Source organism: Erythrobacter sp., assembly GCF_030066995.1.
Classification (GTDB): Bacteria; Pseudomonadota; Alphaproteobacteria; order Sphingomonadales; family Sphingomonadaceae; genus Erythrobacter.
This window is the reverse complement of record NZ_JASJAP010000006.1, coordinates 197,747-212,208: the sequence shown is the minus strand read 5'-3', so window position 1 is coordinate 212,208 and position 14,462 is coordinate 197,747. Positions and strand designations below refer to the sequence as shown.

20 protein-coding genes are annotated in these 14,462 nt (G+C 63.5%); 15 read left to right on the top strand and 5 right to left on the bottom strand.

Annotated features, from left to right (window positions below):
• Positions 1 to 195 precede the first annotated feature (195 nt).
• From QNI87_RS14695 to QNI87_RS14675, 5 genes are all read left to right on the top strand, one after another.
• Positions 196 to 1,389, top strand: coding sequence for an acyl-CoA dehydrogenase family protein (locus QNI87_RS14695; RefSeq protein ID WP_300597882.1), 1,194 nt, complete (start codon positions 196 to 198; stop codon positions 1,387 to 1,389).
• A 113-nt stretch (positions 1,390 to 1,502) separates the two neighbouring features.
• Entirely contained in the window at positions 1,503 to 2,642 is a 1,140-nt protein-coding gene (locus tag QNI87_RS14690; protein WP_300597880.1) for an acyl-CoA dehydrogenase family protein, read from the top strand.
• Between the two features lie 129 nt (positions 2,643 to 2,771).
• A complete protein-coding gene (locus QNI87_RS14685) occupies positions 2,772 to 3,575 on the top strand; it encodes an SDR family oxidoreductase (protein WP_300597988.1) in 804 nt (267 codons plus the stop codon).
• Between the two features lie 362 nt (positions 3,576 to 3,937).
• Positions 3,938 to 4,216, top strand: coding sequence for a protein usg (locus QNI87_RS14680; protein ID WP_300597878.1), 279 nt, complete (start codon positions 3,938 to 3,940; stop codon positions 4,214 to 4,216).
• A 165-nt stretch (positions 4,217 to 4,381) separates the two neighbouring features.
• On the top strand, positions 4,382 to 4,984 hold the full coding sequence (locus tag QNI87_RS14675; RefSeq protein ID WP_300597876.1) for a DUF4136 domain-containing protein: 603 nt from the start codon (positions 4,382 to 4,384) through the stop codon (positions 4,982 to 4,984).
• A 91-nt stretch (positions 4,985 to 5,075) separates the two neighbouring features.
• Here QNI87_RS14675 and QNI87_RS14670 read toward each other — a convergent pair whose 3' ends face one another.
• The 5 genes from QNI87_RS14670 to QNI87_RS14650 form a co-directional block, all read right to left on the bottom strand.
• The gene (locus QNI87_RS14670) at positions 5,076 to 6,023 is read right to left on the bottom strand and encodes a hypothetical protein (RefSeq protein WP_300597874.1); all 948 of its coding nucleotides are present in this window, start codon (positions 6,021 to 6,023) and stop codon (positions 5,076 to 5,078) included.
• 48 nt (positions 6,024 to 6,071) lie between these two features.
• Positions 6,072 to 6,470 (bottom strand): dihydroneopterin aldolase, encoded by a 399-nt coding sequence (locus QNI87_RS14665; protein ID WP_300597871.1) that lies wholly within the window; start codon positions 6,468 to 6,470, stop codon positions 6,072 to 6,074.
• Between the two features lie 10 nt (positions 6,471 to 6,480).
• Positions 6,481 to 7,146, bottom strand: coding sequence for a guanylate kinase (gene gmk / locus QNI87_RS14660; protein ID WP_300597869.1), 666 nt, complete (start codon positions 7,144 to 7,146; stop codon positions 6,481 to 6,483).
• A gap of 93 nt (positions 7,147 to 7,239) precedes the next feature.
• A complete protein-coding gene (locus tag QNI87_RS14655) occupies positions 7,240 to 7,644 on the bottom strand; it encodes a hypothetical protein (RefSeq protein WP_300597867.1) in 405 nt (134 codons plus the stop codon).
• A 32-nt stretch (positions 7,645 to 7,676) separates the two neighbouring features.
• Positions 7,677 to 8,204 (bottom strand): ClpXP protease specificity-enhancing factor SspB, encoded by a 528-nt coding sequence (locus tag QNI87_RS14650; protein ID WP_300597865.1) that lies wholly within the window; start codon positions 8,202 to 8,204, stop codon positions 7,677 to 7,679.
• 192 nt (positions 8,205 to 8,396) lie between these two features.
• Between QNI87_RS14650 and hisB the strand changes: the two genes are divergently transcribed.
• From hisB to tolQ, 10 genes are all read left to right on the top strand, one after another.
• Positions 8,397 to 9,020 carry an imidazoleglycerol-phosphate dehydratase HisB gene (gene hisB, locus QNI87_RS14645; protein ID WP_300597863.1) on the top strand — a complete coding sequence of 208 codons (624 nt, stop codon included), beginning with the start codon at positions 8,397 to 8,399 and terminating at the stop codon, positions 9,018 to 9,020.
• Positions 9,021 to 9,154: 134 nt separating this feature from the next.
• Positions 9,155 to 9,781 carry an imidazole glycerol phosphate synthase subunit HisH gene (hisH, locus tag QNI87_RS14640; protein WP_300597861.1) on the top strand — a complete coding sequence of 209 codons (627 nt, stop codon included), beginning with the start codon at positions 9,155 to 9,157 and terminating at the stop codon, positions 9,779 to 9,781.
• Positions 9,782 to 9,866: 85 nt separating this feature from the next.
• Positions 9,867 to 10,595 (top strand): 1-(5-phosphoribosyl)-5-[(5-phosphoribosylamino)methylideneamino]imidazole-4-carboxamide isomerase, encoded by a 729-nt coding sequence (hisA, locus tag QNI87_RS14635; protein WP_300597859.1) that lies wholly within the window; start codon positions 9,867 to 9,869, stop codon positions 10,593 to 10,595.
• 346 nt (positions 10,596 to 10,941) lie between these two features.
• A complete protein-coding gene (locus QNI87_RS14630) occupies positions 10,942 to 11,253 on the top strand; it encodes a hypothetical protein (RefSeq protein ID WP_300597857.1) in 312 nt (103 codons plus the stop codon).
• Positions 11,250 to 11,525 (top strand): hypothetical protein, encoded by a 276-nt coding sequence (locus QNI87_RS14625; RefSeq protein ID WP_300597855.1) that lies wholly within the window; start codon positions 11,250 to 11,252, stop codon positions 11,523 to 11,525. Before QNI87_RS14630 ends, QNI87_RS14625 begins: the two co-directional genes overlap by 4 nt.
• Positions 11,522 to 12,304, top strand: a complete 783-nt coding sequence (hisF, locus tag QNI87_RS14620) for an imidazole glycerol phosphate synthase subunit HisF (protein WP_300597853.1) — start codon at positions 11,522 to 11,524, stop codon at positions 12,302 to 12,304. The genes QNI87_RS14625 and hisF overlap by 4 nt, the downstream gene beginning before the upstream one ends.
• A 134-nt stretch (positions 12,305 to 12,438) precedes the next feature.
• A complete protein-coding gene (locus tag QNI87_RS14615; protein WP_300597851.1) occupies positions 12,439 to 12,753 on the top strand; it encodes a phosphoribosyl-ATP diphosphatase in 315 nt (104 codons plus the stop codon).
• Between the two features lie 2 nt (positions 12,754 to 12,755).
• Positions 12,756 to 13,136, top strand: coding sequence for a histidine triad nucleotide-binding protein (locus QNI87_RS14610; protein ID WP_300597849.1), 381 nt, complete (start codon positions 12,756 to 12,758; stop codon positions 13,134 to 13,136).
• A 100-nt stretch (positions 13,137 to 13,236) separates the two neighbouring features.
• A complete protein-coding gene (locus QNI87_RS14605; RefSeq protein WP_300597847.1) occupies positions 13,237 to 13,689 on the top strand; it encodes a YbgC/FadM family acyl-CoA thioesterase in 453 nt (150 codons plus the stop codon).
• Positions 13,686 to 14,387, top strand: coding sequence for a protein TolQ (gene tolQ / locus QNI87_RS14600; protein ID WP_300597845.1), 702 nt, complete (start codon positions 13,686 to 13,688; stop codon positions 14,385 to 14,387). The genes QNI87_RS14605 and tolQ overlap by 4 nt, the downstream gene beginning before the upstream one ends.
• Positions 14,388 to 14,462 lie beyond the last annotated feature (75 nt).

Below are 14,462 nucleotides of genomic sequence, written 5' to 3'. Positions count from 1 at the left end.
TAGGTCCTCTCCCATTTTTTTGCGCAAGCCTAGGAGGATGGCGGCCAAGGTCAATGCCGCGCGCTGTTGCGGCGTGTAACGCGCGCATGTGACGCTACGGCACGCCCAGCCGCGCAATCGGCGCTTGCGGGGGCGTCTCAAATCACGTTACGGACACGTCAAGTGGGACCTGTAAATGAGAGGAGTCGGCGCACCATGTCCGATCTAGAGACTTTCCGCGCACAGACACAAAGCTGGCTGGAAGCCAATTGCCCCCCCGAAATGCGCGAGCCCGTTCGCGATGACGCGGATGTTTATTGGGGTGGCCGCCGTGCGACCTTCAAGAACGAGGCACAAAAGGCCTGGTTCGAAGCGTGCGTCGAAAAGGGCTACACCGTGCCCGCCTGGCCAAAGGAATATGGCGGCGCGGGCCTTAACGCCGCCGAAGCCAAGATCCTGCGTCAGGAGATGAGCCGCATCGGCGCGCGTCCCCCTTTGAGCTCGTTTGGCATCTGGATGCTCGGCCCGGCGCTTTTGAAGTTCGGCACCGAAGGGCAGAAGCAGCGCTTCCTCAATGAAATCGCGCGTGGCGAAACTCGCTGGTGTCAGGGCTATTCGGAACCGGGCTCAGGCTCGGACCTTGTCAGCTTGCAGACCTACGGTGAGGATAAGGGCGATCACTGGGTCGTCAACGGCCAGAAAGTGTGGACCTCCTACGCCGATCAGGCCGACTGGATCTTCTGCCTTGTGCGCACCGACAAGGACAACAAGTATCAGGGTATCACCTTCACCCTGATCGACATGGCGTTCGAAGGCGTATCGACCAAGCCGATCAAGCTGATCAGCGGCAACTCGCCCTTTTGCGAGACCTTCCTCGACAACGTGAAAGTGCCGAAGTCCTACGGCGAAGACATTCCCGCACAGGTGGGCGAGGTCAATCGCGGCTGGGACGTGGCCAAGTATCTGCTGGGCCATGAGCGCGAGATGATCTCTGGCATGGGCGGCGGCGAACGCACCGCCGCGATCGGCGCCTCGATGAAGCGTCTTTCCGCCAAGACCGGGGATGAACTTGATCCGGTGCTGCGCGCCGAGCTCGCCATGTTCGATGTGGACGCGCTGGCCTTTACCGCCATGGGCGAGAAGTTCATGGACGAGATGAAAGCAGGGAAGGGTCACCCGGCTCAGCCGAACATGATGAAATACACCGGGACCGAACTGAACAAGCGCCGCCACGAGCTGATGATGGCCGCTGGCGGCTCGCGCAGCCTTGAATGGGAGAGCGACGAAACGCGGGGCGGCACGCCTGCGCGCAGCTGGCTTCGCACCAAGGCGAACTCGATCGAAGGCGGCACCAGCGAGATCATGCTTAATGTGATTTCCAAGCGTATCCTTGATCTGCCGGGAGCGTAAACCAGCACAGGACTGCAACTGTGCGTCATCCCGGCGCAGGCCGGGATCCAGCTGCGACGTAGCATTCTGGACCCGGCCTGCGTCGGGGTGACGCCTAGTGAGGGAGGACAAAAATGCCCCTGTATCACACAGAAGATCAGGCCATGCTCGCCGACACGGCGAGCGGATTCATGGCCGAAGAAGGCAACATCGCCAAACAGCTGCGCCATTGGCGCGATCGCGATTGCAAGGACGGCTTTGGCCACGCCTTGTGGAAGCAAATGGCCGAAATGGGTTTTACCGGCATGCTGCTCGATGAAGACGATGGCGGGCTTGGGCTGGGCCATGTCGAGGCGGGCATCGTGCTCGAAGAGATCGGTCGCAACCTGACGCCCTCGCCGTTCCTTACCTCTTCCGTGCTGGCCGCAACCGCGCTTAAGCATGGCTCGGCGGACATGAAGGGGCGCTATCTGCCAGGCCTGATCGAGGGCGAAAGCGTCTTTGCCGTCGCGATCGACGAGACCGCCAAGCACCGCCCCAGCCGCATCACCACCAAGGCGGAGAAGTCGGGCAACGGCTTCAGGCTGTCGGGCTCGAAAAGCTTTGTCGTTCAGGGCGCAAGCTCGGACATGATCGTGGTCGCTGCGCGCACGAGCGGGTCGGACGAGGACGAAGAGGGTGTCACGCTTTTCGCTGTGCCCCAGGACGCTGCGGGCATGACGCAGAACCCGGTGCGCCTCGTCGACAGTTCGATGGCGAGCCACATCGCCTTCGAGGGCGTCGAGCTCGATGGCGACGCGGTGATCGGCGAGGTCGATGGCGGTCGCGCAATCCTGAACGCATTGCTCACAGCGGGCCGCATTGGCGCCGCGGCCGAGGGCGTGGGCGTGGCGCGCGGGGCGATGGACCTCACCATCGACTACCTCAAGCAGCGCAAGCAGTTCGGCAAGCTCATCGGCGAGTTTCAGGGGCTTCAGCACCGCGCCAGCCATCTTTACTCCGAGGTCGAAGTCGCGCGCGCGGTCGTTATCAAGGCGCAGCAATTGCTTGACGCGGGCGCCGAAAGCGCCGAGCTGATGAGCTCGGTTGCCAAGGCCAAGGTCGCCAAGGCCGCTGGCCTTGCGGTCAAGGAAGGCGTGCAGATGCACGGCGGCATCGGCATGACCGACGAATACGATATCGGCCTCTACATGAAGCGCGACCGAGCCTTGCAGGAGTTCCTGGGCGACGCTTTCTTCCACGCGGGCCGCGTGGCCGAGATGAGCGGGTATTGATCGAGGATAGCTTTGCGTCATTGCGAGCCGCGAAGCGGCGCGGCAATCCAGAGCAGCTGAGCCGGGCGCGCTGGATTGCGTCGCTCCGCTCGCAATGACGCTTCTGCACTTTGGGAGAACAGAACAATGATGGACGTACAAAAGCTCTTCAGCCTTGATGGCCGCGTCGCGCTGGTCACCGGAGGATCGCGCGGCATCGGCAAGATGTTCGTCGAGGGCCTGCTCTCGGCGGGCTGCGCAAGGGTCTATATCTCGGCGCGCAAGGTCGAGCAGATGGAAGAAACCATCAATGAATTCGGCGCGGATAAAGTGATCGGCATCCCCGCCGACCTAAGCCAGATGGACGGGATCGAGCACCTCGCCAGCGAGATGGCGAAACGCGAGGACAAGCTCGACATCCTCATCAACAATGCGGGCGCTGCCTGGGGTCAGGACTATCTGGAGTTCAGCGAGGCGGGCTGGCACCGCACCATGGACCTCAACGTGAAGACGCCGTTCTTCCTGACGCAAAAGCTGCACGACCTGCTGGTCGCCGCGGCCAAGGGCGATCACGCGGCCAAGGTGATCCACGTGTCATCCATCGATGGCCTCAGGATCAACCCGTGGGAGACCTATCCCTATCAGGCGTCCAAAGCGGCGGTTATTCAGCTCACCAAGCGGATGGCCGCGCGCCTGATCAAGGACAACATCATCTGCACCTCGATCGCGCCGGGCGCCTTTGCCAGCGAGATGAACAAGGCCGCCAAGAACGCGCCCGATGCCTCGGCGGCGCTCATCCCGTCAAAGCGGATCGGCACGCCGGAGGACATGGCGGCGGCGGCGATCTACCTCGCCAGCCGGGCGGGCGATTATGTTGTGGGAACGACGATCCCCGTGGATGGCGGTGTCGTCAACGCGACCCTGCCCGCAATCTTCAACGATCCGACGGCTTGAGCGTTTGCTGCCAGCGACTCGGGGATCGAGATCGCAGTTAGTTGATCAAGTGCATCCGAAGGCGCTAGGATTTGCGTGCCTTTGAGGCCGTTTTGCCGATGGGCAGAGCGGCCTTTTCGCTTGGAGCGCGCCCGGTGGGCGAAAGCGTGGCATGTTTCAGGCGAGTAGGAAAGCGCCTTCGCCAGCAAGCCCGCCCACTGGCACTCGCGCAAGAGAGTGCCAATATAAGCCTCTCTAAAGATTGAAAATTATACACAGTGGATTGAACGGGACACAATTGACCAAATCGTAATCCAATTGCAGCATGGTGTGCGATCCACGAGCGCGGTCCGGAGCGCCGCGCGCAAGGCACAGGAGGGCGTATGCCGGGCCACGCAGATCGAGACTTCGAACGTCAACTCAAGGGCGAGGGCTTGCTCACCGCGCAGGTGTTCTACTTCCTCCCCGACTATCCTTCGATCATTCAGGAATTTGTCTGGCAGGATTACGACGAAGCCCCCGATTACCCGGTCCTCTTCAAGTTCCTCGACCACTGGCGGCGTGAGATCGAAGCCGCGATCCACTCGGTCCGCATCGCGCATGATCGGCGTCTTGGCCCGCGTGAGCTGCGCCCCGTGGGCAACGAATTCACGCTGCAATAAGGCTTCGGCCCAAAGTCGCCCCAAAGTCGCCCAAAGTCCCCCGCAGCGCACTAGCCGACCTCGATCGGTGCCACTCGGCGCTCTGTTGCGAAAAACGCGCTTCGCATCGGCGAACGCGGTGGTACAAAGCTCGCCCGGTTCAGGGGCATTCGGGAGGAAGACGTCATGATCAAACCAATCGTCCTGGCGCTTGTTGCTAGCCTTGCTCTCGCCGCGTGCGCGAGCACCGCCTCGTTCTCGTCGGATTTTGACGCCGAACAGGACTTTTCCGCGTACAAGACCTTCTCCTGGGCGGGCGACAGCCCGATGACCGTTTTTGGCGAAGCGCTTATTCCACCGACCGCCGAACCCAAGATCGCCCGAGCGATACAGGGCGAACTTGAGGCAAAGGGCTACCGCTATGTTGCCGATCGCGCCGAGGCCGATTTTGCGGTGTCTTTTACAGTCGGCACGCGCAGCGAAGAGCGGGTTACACAGGTCCCCACGAGATTCTACGGCAACGCGGCCAATTGGCGCTGGGGGCGCCCCTATTATCCTGGCCTCTACCCCGCACTCTACCCGCAGCCCGCGACCGTCAGCGAAGTGCGCGTGTACAATAAGGGCACGCTTGCGATCGACATATTCGACGTCGAACGCCGGTCGCCCGTGTGGCACGGCGCGGGCGTCAAAACGCTGAGCGGTTCGCAGCTCGACCGCGTCACTTTGCCGGAACCCGAAGTGCTGCGCGCCGGGGTGGCAAGCATCCTTGAGGATTTTCCGCCGCAATAGAGCGATCTTGGCAGTCGCCTGCGCCCGGCTTTGACGCGCAGCGACCAGTGTTCGCTCCCGTCAGCGCCGCCATCCGCATCGTTCGACGCGCCTAGTTGTCCTGTGTCAACGTCGCTTCGAAGATGCGCGCCATTTCCGAGCGCTGGCGCTGGGCCTTCATGTCCGGTGCGGCTTTGTAGAGCGCGGTCAGCAGGGCCAGGTCCCACTCTCGAAGGCTTGGCGGGCGTTCCTGCAAAGGGCTGTCGAACAGCGTCATGATCGTGTCGACCGATTGCAGCTCTTTGCTCTCGGATGTCGCGCTCAGCAGTCCGCGCATGGTGGCGAAGTCGGCGACCTGGGTCACCGAAAGCCCGCGCACAGCCTCACGCTCAATCAGCACGAAGCCGTGTCTGATTTCCTGATTATTCGGCTGGACGATCCGCGAATCCCTTCGGACCACGGCGGCGTTGTAGGCGGGATCGCCCAGCTGCTCGGCGGCCGGACCGAAGCCTCCAACATAGCCTGTTCCCATCATGCCCCGGTTGCGCCCGTCGCTTGATGAAATTGGGAGGACCGTATGCCAGTTGTAAACCGGTCCCGGCCCGCGCTCAATTTGTTCGCGGTCATAGGGTCGCATTCGACCGAACGCGCCACGATGCTTGCGACGCAGAGCGCCTATCGCATCCTTGCCATCTTCGACGATTACAACGTGGAGGTTGGGATCGCAGTTTTCCTCAGCGACGGAGACCTCGGCAGCTCTGGCAACCACGCGAATGCGCTCTTCGACTAGAAGATCGACACCCTCGGAAAAGCCGATGGCCGAGGGGCAGATGGGAGCGCCGAAGCGCGCGTATTGGCCCGAGCGCTCGGTGCGCATAACGGCGCGAATATAGCGATTGATGGCCTTCTTCTGCGCCGCTTTGTCGCGCGATCCGGGAACGATGATTTCTGCGCCAGATTCATCCTTCGTTTGCCCCTCAGCGACACTGGAGGCCTGCGCCCAGAGCGATTGCACGGGACAAAGCGCCAGCGCGAGAGCGGGGAAAAGCGTGCGCCACATGATTTCACGATAGACTGCTAGGCCATGAGTTCCAATAGGAAGCGGGGGCTAATGGCCAGCAAGCGTATCGAGCTCGGCGCGATCCATCGACAGCGTCACACCCAGCGTGCCCGACCCTTGCCCGTCCGATCCGCGCAGGACGGGGCGCTTGTAGAGTTTCAACTCCACCGCCTCGATCACCGCGTAGGCGGCGCAAGCCCGCGCGATGCGGGTCATCAGCCATTCCTGCGTTTCGTAATGGCCATCGCGCGCCAGCCGGTCGATTTCGGCGATCAGCGGGTCATAGTCGAAGACATGGCGCATCGCATCGCCGGGCACGAGCGCCAAAGCGGGATCGATGGTCAGTGTCATGTCGAGGAGATGCGCGTCGGGCTTCACATCGCCAGGCGCGTAGGTGCCAAGGTCAAGCGTGAGCTCAAGCCCCTCCAGAACCACGGCGCTGCGCATTTCGTTGTCGCTAGCCGCCCATCAATTCGCGCACGAACGGGATGAGCCCGGTCTGGCGGGTGCGGCGCATGCGTTCGGCGTCGAGCACTTCGCGCACGCGGTCAAAGCACGTCTCGATATCGTCGTTGATGACGACGTAATCGTATTCGGCCCAGTGGCTGATTTCCGCCCGGGCCCGCTCCATGCGCGCGTCGATCACCTCTTTCGTATCCTGGTCGCGCGCCTCCAGGCGGCGGCGTAGCTCGGAGAGGCTGGGCGGGAGGACAAAGACGGTGACGACGTCCTGATCGTCCTTCTGCTTCAATTGCTGGGTGCCCTGCCAGTCAATGTCGAACAGGTAATCCTGCCCGTTCTTGAGCCCTTCGCGGATCGCGCCCTTGGGCGTGCCGTAGCGATAGCCAAAAACCTCGGCCCATTCGTAGAACTCGTCCTCTTCCACCATCACATCGAAGCGCGCCTCGGAGACGAAATGGTAGTGCACCCCGTCCACTTCGCCGGGGCGAGGGGCGCGGGTGGTGGCGCTGATCGAGAGCTTGATTTCGGGGTCGGCGTCCAGGAGCATGCGCGAAAGCGTCGTCTTGCCCGCGCCGCTGGGCGAAGACAGGATGAAGAGCAGGCCCCGGCGGTGGAGCTTGTCGGTGTCGGGATCGGTCTTGGCGGCGGCGGTGTTTGGCATAGGCCCCGTTGCCGCAAGTGAAAGCACAAAATCAAGGGGCGCAAGCTGCACGCCGGGGGAAGAAGCCGCGCGCTTGTGGCTTTGCTGCGGGGCTCAGCGCTTGGGCCTTGCGCGGCGCGCCCTCTGCTGCTGGCGCGCCGTTCGCTGCTGGCGCGCCTTTCCGCGATCGTACAGCGTCTTCAAGACCAGCCCTCCGGCAACTAGGCCGAGACCCGCCGGAGACCGGGTCGCCAGTCGGCTCGCGCCGTAAAGGCCCAGCGTGCGCAGCGCGGTCCGCCCGTCGATCAGCCGCTCCGCCTCCTCCTCGTCATCGACGCTGGCGCGCGCGACCTTTCGCTCAACGCTCTTGCGGAACAGGTTGGAGGCCCCGCGCAGGACGATATCGGCAATCAGCAGATTGGTCGTGGCCTCGGGGCTCGGCAGGAAAGCGGGCGCGCGCGCCTTGCGCTCCTTCTTCGCTGGCTTTGTCCGCGCGCGAGGGGAGGGAGGCTTGACCATGAAAGGGGTTCGCCAGGTGCCCGTCGCGGGCGCTATTTCTTGCGCCCGAAATCGACGGTCACGACGTTTGAGCCGCCGCCATCGTCATCGTCGTCGCTGGCGCCGTCGCCGGGGCTGCCATTCCCGGTGTCCTCGCCAACCCCGTCGTTTTCCGCGCTCTCATGCGCTTCGGGTGCCATGTCCGCGACGGTGGCCTGAAACTGGAGGCCGAAATCGACCGCCGGATCGACGAAAGCGGTGATCGCGGCGAAGGGAATATCAAGCTTGGCCGGGATCTGATTGAAAGAAAGGCCCACCGAAAAGCCCTCCTTGCGCACTTCCAGGTCCCAGAACTTGTTCTGAAGCACGATTGTCATCTCGTCGGGAAACCGCTCTTTGAGATGCTGCGGGATCGAGACGCCCGGCGCTGCGGTCTTGAACGTGATGTAGAAGTGATGATTGCCGGGCAATTCCCCGCCGCCCTGCTCGATCGAGCCGAGGACGCGGCCAACGACGGCGCGCAGCGCTTCCTGCACTATCTCATCGTAAGGGATGAGGCTGTCGGGGGTTTCATCCGTCATACTCTAGCAGTGGTGAAGCCACGCGCGGGTCTGGTCAAGGCTTTCGTGCGCCCAAATGTAAATCGGAATGGACGCAACTGTTGATTTTCTTGGACACTGCGCGCCAGCCAGTCCGTGTTAGTCCGTTTTCCACGCTGCAGAGCCACTCTCACGCCCCCTTGCGCGGCCCCGCAACCCGCCTATAGCGCCAGCATGGCCGACAAACCCGCCTCCCTTACCGCGCCGCGCACGGGTTCGATCAAGCGCGGCACCGCCGAGACAAGGATCGAGATCAGCGTCAATCTCGATGGGACGGGCGCGTATGATGTCTCCACCGGCATCGGTTTTCTCGATCATATGGTTGAGCAGTTTTCCAAGCATTCGCTCATCGATGTGACGATGAAGGTCGAGGGCGACCTGCATGTCGATCAGCACCACACGACCGAGGATTGCGCCATTGCGCTCGGCCAGGCGTTGAGCGAGGCGCTGGGCAACAAGGCGGGCATCACCCGATATGGCTCGGCCTATTCGCCGATGGATGAGACGCTGAGCCGCGTCGCGCTCGATATTTCGGGCCGCCCGTATCTGGTGTGGAAGGCGGGCTTCACGCAGGAAAAGCTGGGTGAGTGGGACACCGAGCTGATCGAGCACTGGTTCTACTCGGTCGCCCAGAGCGCCGGGCTGACGCTGCACATGGAGCTGCTCTACGGCACCAACAACCACCATATCTGCGAGAGCCTCTACAAAGGGTTCGCCCGCGCCATGCGCATCGCGGTCGAGCGCGACCCGCGCAAGGGCGAGAGCGTGCCCAGCACCAAGGGGCAATTGGGTGGTTAGTGGCGGGGCGCTGGCCAGGAACCAGACGGCTGCGTTGCAGCCGCAAGGGCGACCGCCCGCCCGCGGCGGGCACGTAGCGAAGCGAAGGGCGTCTAGCGAGGACGTTCGCCCGGATGGGCGAGCGCAAACCAATAATGCCTGAGATCGTAGCGCTCGTCGATTACGGCGCGGGCAACCTGCATTCGGTGCACAACGCGCTCAAAGCGGTGGGAGCCAATGTCAAAGTCACCGCCGACGCCAATGTCGTGCGCGCAGCGGATCGCATCGTCCTGCCCGGCGTGGGCGCGTTCAGGGCCTGCCGCGACGGGCTGAAGAAAGTGCCCGGCATGATCGAGGCGATGACCGAGCGTGTCTCCGTCGGCGGCGCGCCGTTCCTTGGCATTTGCGTGGGCATGCAGCTCCTCGCGGATCGCGGCCTCGAGTTTGGCTCGCACAAGGGGCTGGGCTGGATCCCCGGCGAGGTCCGCCGCATCGAGCCGAGCGATCCACGCATCAAGGTGCCGCATATGGGCTGGAACGATGTCGCGCTGTTGCCGCATGCGCGCTTTCACGAGGTGATCGAGGCCGGCGAGGCGTATTTCCTCCACTCCTACCACTTCCTTGCCGAGAACCCCGCCGATGTCGCGGCGATGACCGATCACGGCGAGGGCCTGGTCGCCGCAGTCGCGCGCGACAACGTGCTGGGCGTCCAGTTCCACCCGGAAAAGAGCCAGGCCTATGGCTTGGCGCTGTTGGAAAGGTTCCTCGCATGGCGGCCATGAGGAAAATTAGTGATTTCCTGCGAAAGCAGGAAGCCAGGCGGCTGGGCTCCTGCTTTCGCAGGAGCGCACAAAGGGGCGTAGGACAATGATCGTCTTCCCCGCCATCGACTTGAAAGGCGGCGAGGTCGTGCGGCTGGCCGAGGGCGATATGGAGCGCGCGACCGTCTACGGCGACAACCCCGCGCATCAGGCGACGCTGTTCGCGCAGGCAGGCGCCGAGTTTCTCCACGTCGTTGACTTGGACGGCAGCTTTGCCGGGCGTCCCGAAAACCGCGCGGCGGTCGAGGCGATCCTCGCCGAATTTCCCGGCTATGTGCAGCTTGGCGGCGGCATCCGCGACGCGGCGGGCGTCGAGGGCTGGTTCAACCTTGGGATCAGCCGCATCGTCATGGGTTCCGCCGCGCTCAAGAACCCCGATTTCGTCAAGGACATGGCGCGCGAATGGGAGAACGGCATCGTCGTCGCGGTCGATGCGAAGGACGGTATGGTCGCGACCGAGGGCTGGGCCGAGGTCTCGGACGTGCCTGTCGTCGATCTCGCCCGCCGGTTCGAGGATGCGGGCGTCGCCGCGCTGCTGTTCACCGATATTGGGCGCGATGGGCTTCTGAAAGGCGTCAACATCGATGCAACCGTGGAACTGGCGCGGCAGGTCGATATCCCCGTGATCGCCAGCGGCGGTGTGAAGGGGCTCGACGACATCCACATTCTCTCGATCCACGCGCATGAAGGGATCGAGGGCGTCATCACGGGCCGCGCTCTGTATGAGGGCAAGCTCGACCTCGCCGCCGCGATTGCGATGGGGGAGCGGGCGTGATCTTACCCTTGCGCTATGGCAGGGTCCTGAGCGTCCTTCGAGACGGGCTCTCGGCTGCGCGCCTGGCGGCGCTGCGCTCGATCCCTCCTCAGGATGAGCGGGGATGGTAGCTGTTCTGGTCCAATTCGCGCAGTTCCCAGGTGGTCTTTGCGTGCCGCGAAGCGTCCTTCGAGACGGGCTCTCGGCTGCGCGCCTGGCGGCGCTGCGCTCGATCCCTCCTCAGGATGAGCGGGAAAATGGTTCATCTTGAAAAACCAAACCCCGTTCATCCTGAGGAGCAGTCGAAGCCGCAGGCTGAGCGCGTCTCGAAGGACGCTTCTCTCGCAATGACGAGGCGTCCTGACTAATGCGCGAGATGGGTTGCCTGTTTATGGTGCTTACCTTTCTGGCGGGGATCACCGTGTCGACCGTGCCCGTCGCGCTGCTCAACGTGGTGGTGTTCTTTGCGCTTTCGCTCGGCATGATTAATCTGTTCGGGGAGCGGCTGGGGAAACAGGGTCTCGCTTTCGGCCTGCTCGCCACGTTCTTCGCGAGCTTCGCCTGGCCCTTTGCGCTCGCGCCGTTTCTGGGCGAAGAAGGGTGTGAGGGCGATCAGTGTCTGGCGTGGGTGTTCACAACGCCGGGCGCGCGCATGAGCGAGGAGGAAGGGCAGCCGTGACCATCGCCGATATTGCCTTGATCGGAAGTTTTCTGGTGCTCGTCACTGCAATCGTCGATTGGCGCCGTGGCAAGACCGGCTTGTTGCATTTCAACCTGACCAAGGAGAAATCGCCTGAGCGTTATTGGGCCGCTGTCGTTCTCTATTTCAACATGGGTTTCGCATTGCTCTGGCTGGCCGGTCGGACGACCTCCGATCCGGCTGAGCCGCTGTGCGATCTGTCCTCCGGGGGCACATGCACGATCACTTTGCAGGCCGAGGCGCAGCCATGACCGTCCGCATCCGCGTGATCCCCTGTCTCGACGTCGCCGAGGGGCGCGTCGTCAAGGGCGTCAACTTCGTCGATCTCAAGGACGCCGGCGATCCGGTCGAGCAGGCGCGCGCTTACGATGCGGCGGGGGCGGATGAGCTGTGCTTCCTCGATATCTCGGCGAGCCATGAGGGGCGCGGGACGCTGCTCGATATCGTCCGGCGCACAGCCGAGGTGTGCTTCATGCCGCTTACCGTCGGAGGCGGGGTGCGCACCGTCGAAGACGCGCGCGCGCTGCTGCTGGCGGGCGCGGACAAGGTGGCGATAAACTCCGCCGCCGTCGCCCGGCCCGAACTGGTCGGCGAAATCGCCGCCAAATTCGGCAGCCAGTGCGTCGTTGCCAGTGTGGACGCGCGCGCTTCGACAGGCTCGGCGCGAGCGGACGAGAAGAAGTGGGAGATCTTCACCCATGGCGGTCGCAAGCCGACGGGGATCGATGCGGTCGAATACGCGGCGAAAGTCGCCGAGCTCGGCGCGGGCGAGCTGCTGGTCACCAGCATGGATGGCGATGGAACCCAGCAAGGCTATGACCTCGCGCTGACCCGCGCGATTGTCGACCGGGTCAGCGTCCCCGTGGTTGCAAGCGGCGGGGTGGGCACGCTCGATCACCTGGTCGAGGGCGTCAAGCAAGGCGGCGCGAGCGCGGTGCTGGCCGCCTCGATCTTTCACTTCGGTACCCATTCGATTTCCGATGCGCACAAGGCGCTGAGGGATGCCGGCTTGCCTGCGCGCGGGATTTGACAGGCGTTCTCCCTTCCCCTTGGGGAAGGGCTGGGGATGGGGGCTCTACGCTGTCCGCATTTCCACACCCACCCCAACCCCTCCCTCAAGGGAGGGGCTTTCAGAGCCGCAAGGACTTATCTATCCATTGAGCGATGAGCACACTCGAACGCCTCGAAGCCACGATCGCCCAACGTGCGGATGCATCCCCGAACACATCCTACGTCGCCAAGCTGAACGCGCGCGGGTTGCCCAAGATCGCGCAGAAGCTGGGCGAGGAAGCCACCGAAGCGGTGATTGCTGCGGTTGCGGGAAGCAACGAAGAACTGGTGGCGGAGAGCGCGGATTTGCTTTTCCACCTCCTCGTCCTCTTGAACGCGCGCGGCGTATCGCTGGACCACGTGCTCGCCGAGCTGAGCGCGCGCGAAGGGCTTTCGGGCCTGGAGGAAAAAGCGAGCCGCAAGGAGTAGCCATGCCGATCGACCCGACGCTTCCCTATGAAAACGACAACATTTTCGCGAAGATCCTGCGCGGCGAAATTCCGTCGACAAAGGTCTATGAGGACGAATGGGCCTTCGCCTTTGAGGATATCAACCCGCAGGCCCGCGTCCACACACTGGTGATCCCCAAGGGCAAGTATGTGAGCTGGGACGATTTCTCGGCCCGGGCGAGCGCGGAGGAAATCGCGGGCTTCATCCGCGCGGTCGGCCACGTGGCGCGCGAGAAAGGGCTGGTGGAGCCCGGCTATCGCCTGCTCGCCAATATCGGCGCGCATGGCGGGCAGGAAGTGCCGCATCTGCACGTCCATGTCTTTGGCGGAGAGCCTTTGGGCCCGATGATCTGGCGGCGCTGAGCACGCTTTGTCGCGCGTGCGATTCGTTCTGCCGCCATTCGGGTGCGTGCGGCAAACTCCTCTGGCTTCGCGGATTCCGCTGCGCTAATCGCGATCGGCAATGGTTCAGCCCAACTTCCCCGGCGGCGTTCTCGATGGCCCGCGCCATCTCTACGCGGTGCGCGTCTATTACGAGGACACCGACCTCTCGGGCATCACCTATCACGCCAATTATCTGCGCTGGTTCGAGCGCGCGCGCTCGGACCTATTGCGTGTGCTCGAGATCGATCAGCGCGCCGCCATCGAGAGCGGGGAGGGCGCCTATGCGGTGACCGAGATGGACATCAAGTATCGCAGCCCCGCCAGGCTGGACGACGATGTGGTGATCGAGACCACGTGTTACGAGCTGGGCGCGGCAAGCGTGCGCATGAACCAGATTGCGCGGCGCGGGGAAGAGGCGCTTGCCAGCGCCAAGGTGCGCGCCGGTTTTCTCAGCCCCGACGGACGCCCGCGCCGTCAGCCCGCCGCCTGGCGAGCGGCGTACAGGACTTTCATGGACAACGAGGCTTCATGACACCCCAGATTGCTCTTCTGGCCGCCGCGCCGACCCGGCTCGATCCGCTCGAACTGTTTCTCGATGCGGATATTGTGGTGCAGATTGTCATGGTCGGCCTGATCCTCGCCAGCGTGTGGGTGTGGACGATTATTGTCGCCTTCTCGATGCGCGCCTCGGCGCTCGAGAAGCGCTCGCGCGAATATGAGGGCGATTTCTGGGAGACGCGGGATCGCGAGAGCCTGCTCACCCGGTCAATGCGCGGCGAAGTGCCTTCGGCGCGGGTAGCGGCGGCAGGGCTTGATGAATGGAAACGCTCCACCGCCAACGCTCAGACGCTCGACAAGGCCGCCGCGCGCGAGCGCATCGGCGCGGCGATGGGAAGCCAGATCGCCGAGGAGGCCGATGATCTGGCGGCCAAACTGAACTTTCTTGCTACCACCGGCTCGGTCGCGCCGTTCGTGGGGCTGTTCGGCACCGTTTGGGGGATCATGAACAGCTTCTTCCAGATCGGCGCGCAGGAAAGCTCCTCGCTCGCGGTCGTGGCGCCGGGGATCTCCGAGGCGCTGTTTGCCACCGCTATCGGCCTGTTCGCCGCGATCCCCGCGGTGATCGCCTACAACCGCTTTTCCGCGCGCGTCGACCGCTATGAGGCGAAGCTCCAAAGGTTCGCGGACAAGGTCCACGCCGGGCTCAGCCGCGATCTGGATAGAGCGTGATGGCCGACACTTCGTCATTGCGAGGAGCCGAAAGCGACGCGGCAATCCATGGTCCGAACTGTCTGTCACTTTGGC

Excerpts from the sequence above, each read along its gene's own strand:
- QNI87_RS14695 (WP_300597882.1), top strand. The coding sequence starts at position 196 with ATGTCCGATCTAGAGACTTTCCGCGCACAGACACAAAGCTGGCTGGAA.
- QNI87_RS14690 (WP_300597880.1), top strand. The coding sequence starts at position 1,503 with ATGCCCCTGTATCACACAGAAGATCAGGCCATGCTCGCCGACACGGCG.
- QNI87_RS14685 (WP_300597988.1), top strand. The coding sequence starts at position 2,772 with ATGGACGTACAAAAGCTCTTCAGCCTTGATGGCCGCGTCGCGCTGGTC.
- QNI87_RS14680 (WP_300597878.1), top strand. The coding sequence starts at position 3,938 with ATGCCGGGCCACGCAGATCGAGACTTCGAACGTCAACTCAAGGGCGAG.
- QNI87_RS14675 (WP_300597876.1), top strand. The coding sequence starts at position 4,382 with ATGATCAAACCAATCGTCCTGGCGCTTGTTGCTAGCCTTGCTCTCGCC.
- QNI87_RS14670 (WP_300597874.1), bottom strand. The coding sequence starts at position 6,023 with ATGTGGCGCACGCTTTTCCCCGCTCTCGCGCTGGCGCTTTGTCCCGTG.
- QNI87_RS14665 (WP_300597871.1), bottom strand. The coding sequence starts at position 6,470 with ATGCGCAGCGCCGTGGTTCTGGAGGGGCTTGAGCTCACGCTTGACCTT.
- gmk (WP_300597869.1), bottom strand. The coding sequence starts at position 7,146 with ATGCCAAACACCGCCGCCGCCAAGACCGATCCCGACACCGACAAGCTC.
- QNI87_RS14655 (WP_300597867.1), bottom strand. The coding sequence starts at position 7,644 with ATGGTCAAGCCTCCCTCCCCTCGCGCGCGGACAAAGCCAGCGAAGAAG.
- QNI87_RS14650 (WP_300597865.1), bottom strand. The coding sequence starts at position 8,204 with ATGACGGATGAAACCCCCGACAGCCTCATCCCTTACGATGAGATAGTG.
- hisB (WP_300597863.1), top strand. The coding sequence starts at position 8,397 with ATGGCCGACAAACCCGCCTCCCTTACCGCGCCGCGCACGGGTTCGATC.
- hisH (WP_300597861.1), top strand. The coding sequence starts at position 9,155 with ATGCCTGAGATCGTAGCGCTCGTCGATTACGGCGCGGGCAACCTGCAT.
- hisA (WP_300597859.1), top strand. The coding sequence starts at position 9,867 with ATGATCGTCTTCCCCGCCATCGACTTGAAAGGCGGCGAGGTCGTGCGG.
- QNI87_RS14630 (WP_300597857.1), top strand. The coding sequence starts at position 10,942 with ATGCGCGAGATGGGTTGCCTGTTTATGGTGCTTACCTTTCTGGCGGGG.
- hisF (WP_300597853.1), top strand. The coding sequence starts at position 11,522 with ATGACCGTCCGCATCCGCGTGATCCCCTGTCTCGACGTCGCCGAGGGG.
- QNI87_RS14615 (WP_300597851.1), top strand. The coding sequence starts at position 12,439 with ATGAGCACACTCGAACGCCTCGAAGCCACGATCGCCCAACGTGCGGAT.
- QNI87_RS14610 (WP_300597849.1), top strand. The coding sequence starts at position 12,756 with ATGCCGATCGACCCGACGCTTCCCTATGAAAACGACAACATTTTCGCG.
- QNI87_RS14605 (WP_300597847.1), top strand. The coding sequence starts at position 13,237 with ATGGTTCAGCCCAACTTCCCCGGCGGCGTTCTCGATGGCCCGCGCCAT.
- tolQ (WP_300597845.1), top strand. The coding sequence starts at position 13,686 with ATGACACCCCAGATTGCTCTTCTGGCCGCCGCGCCGACCCGGCTCGAT.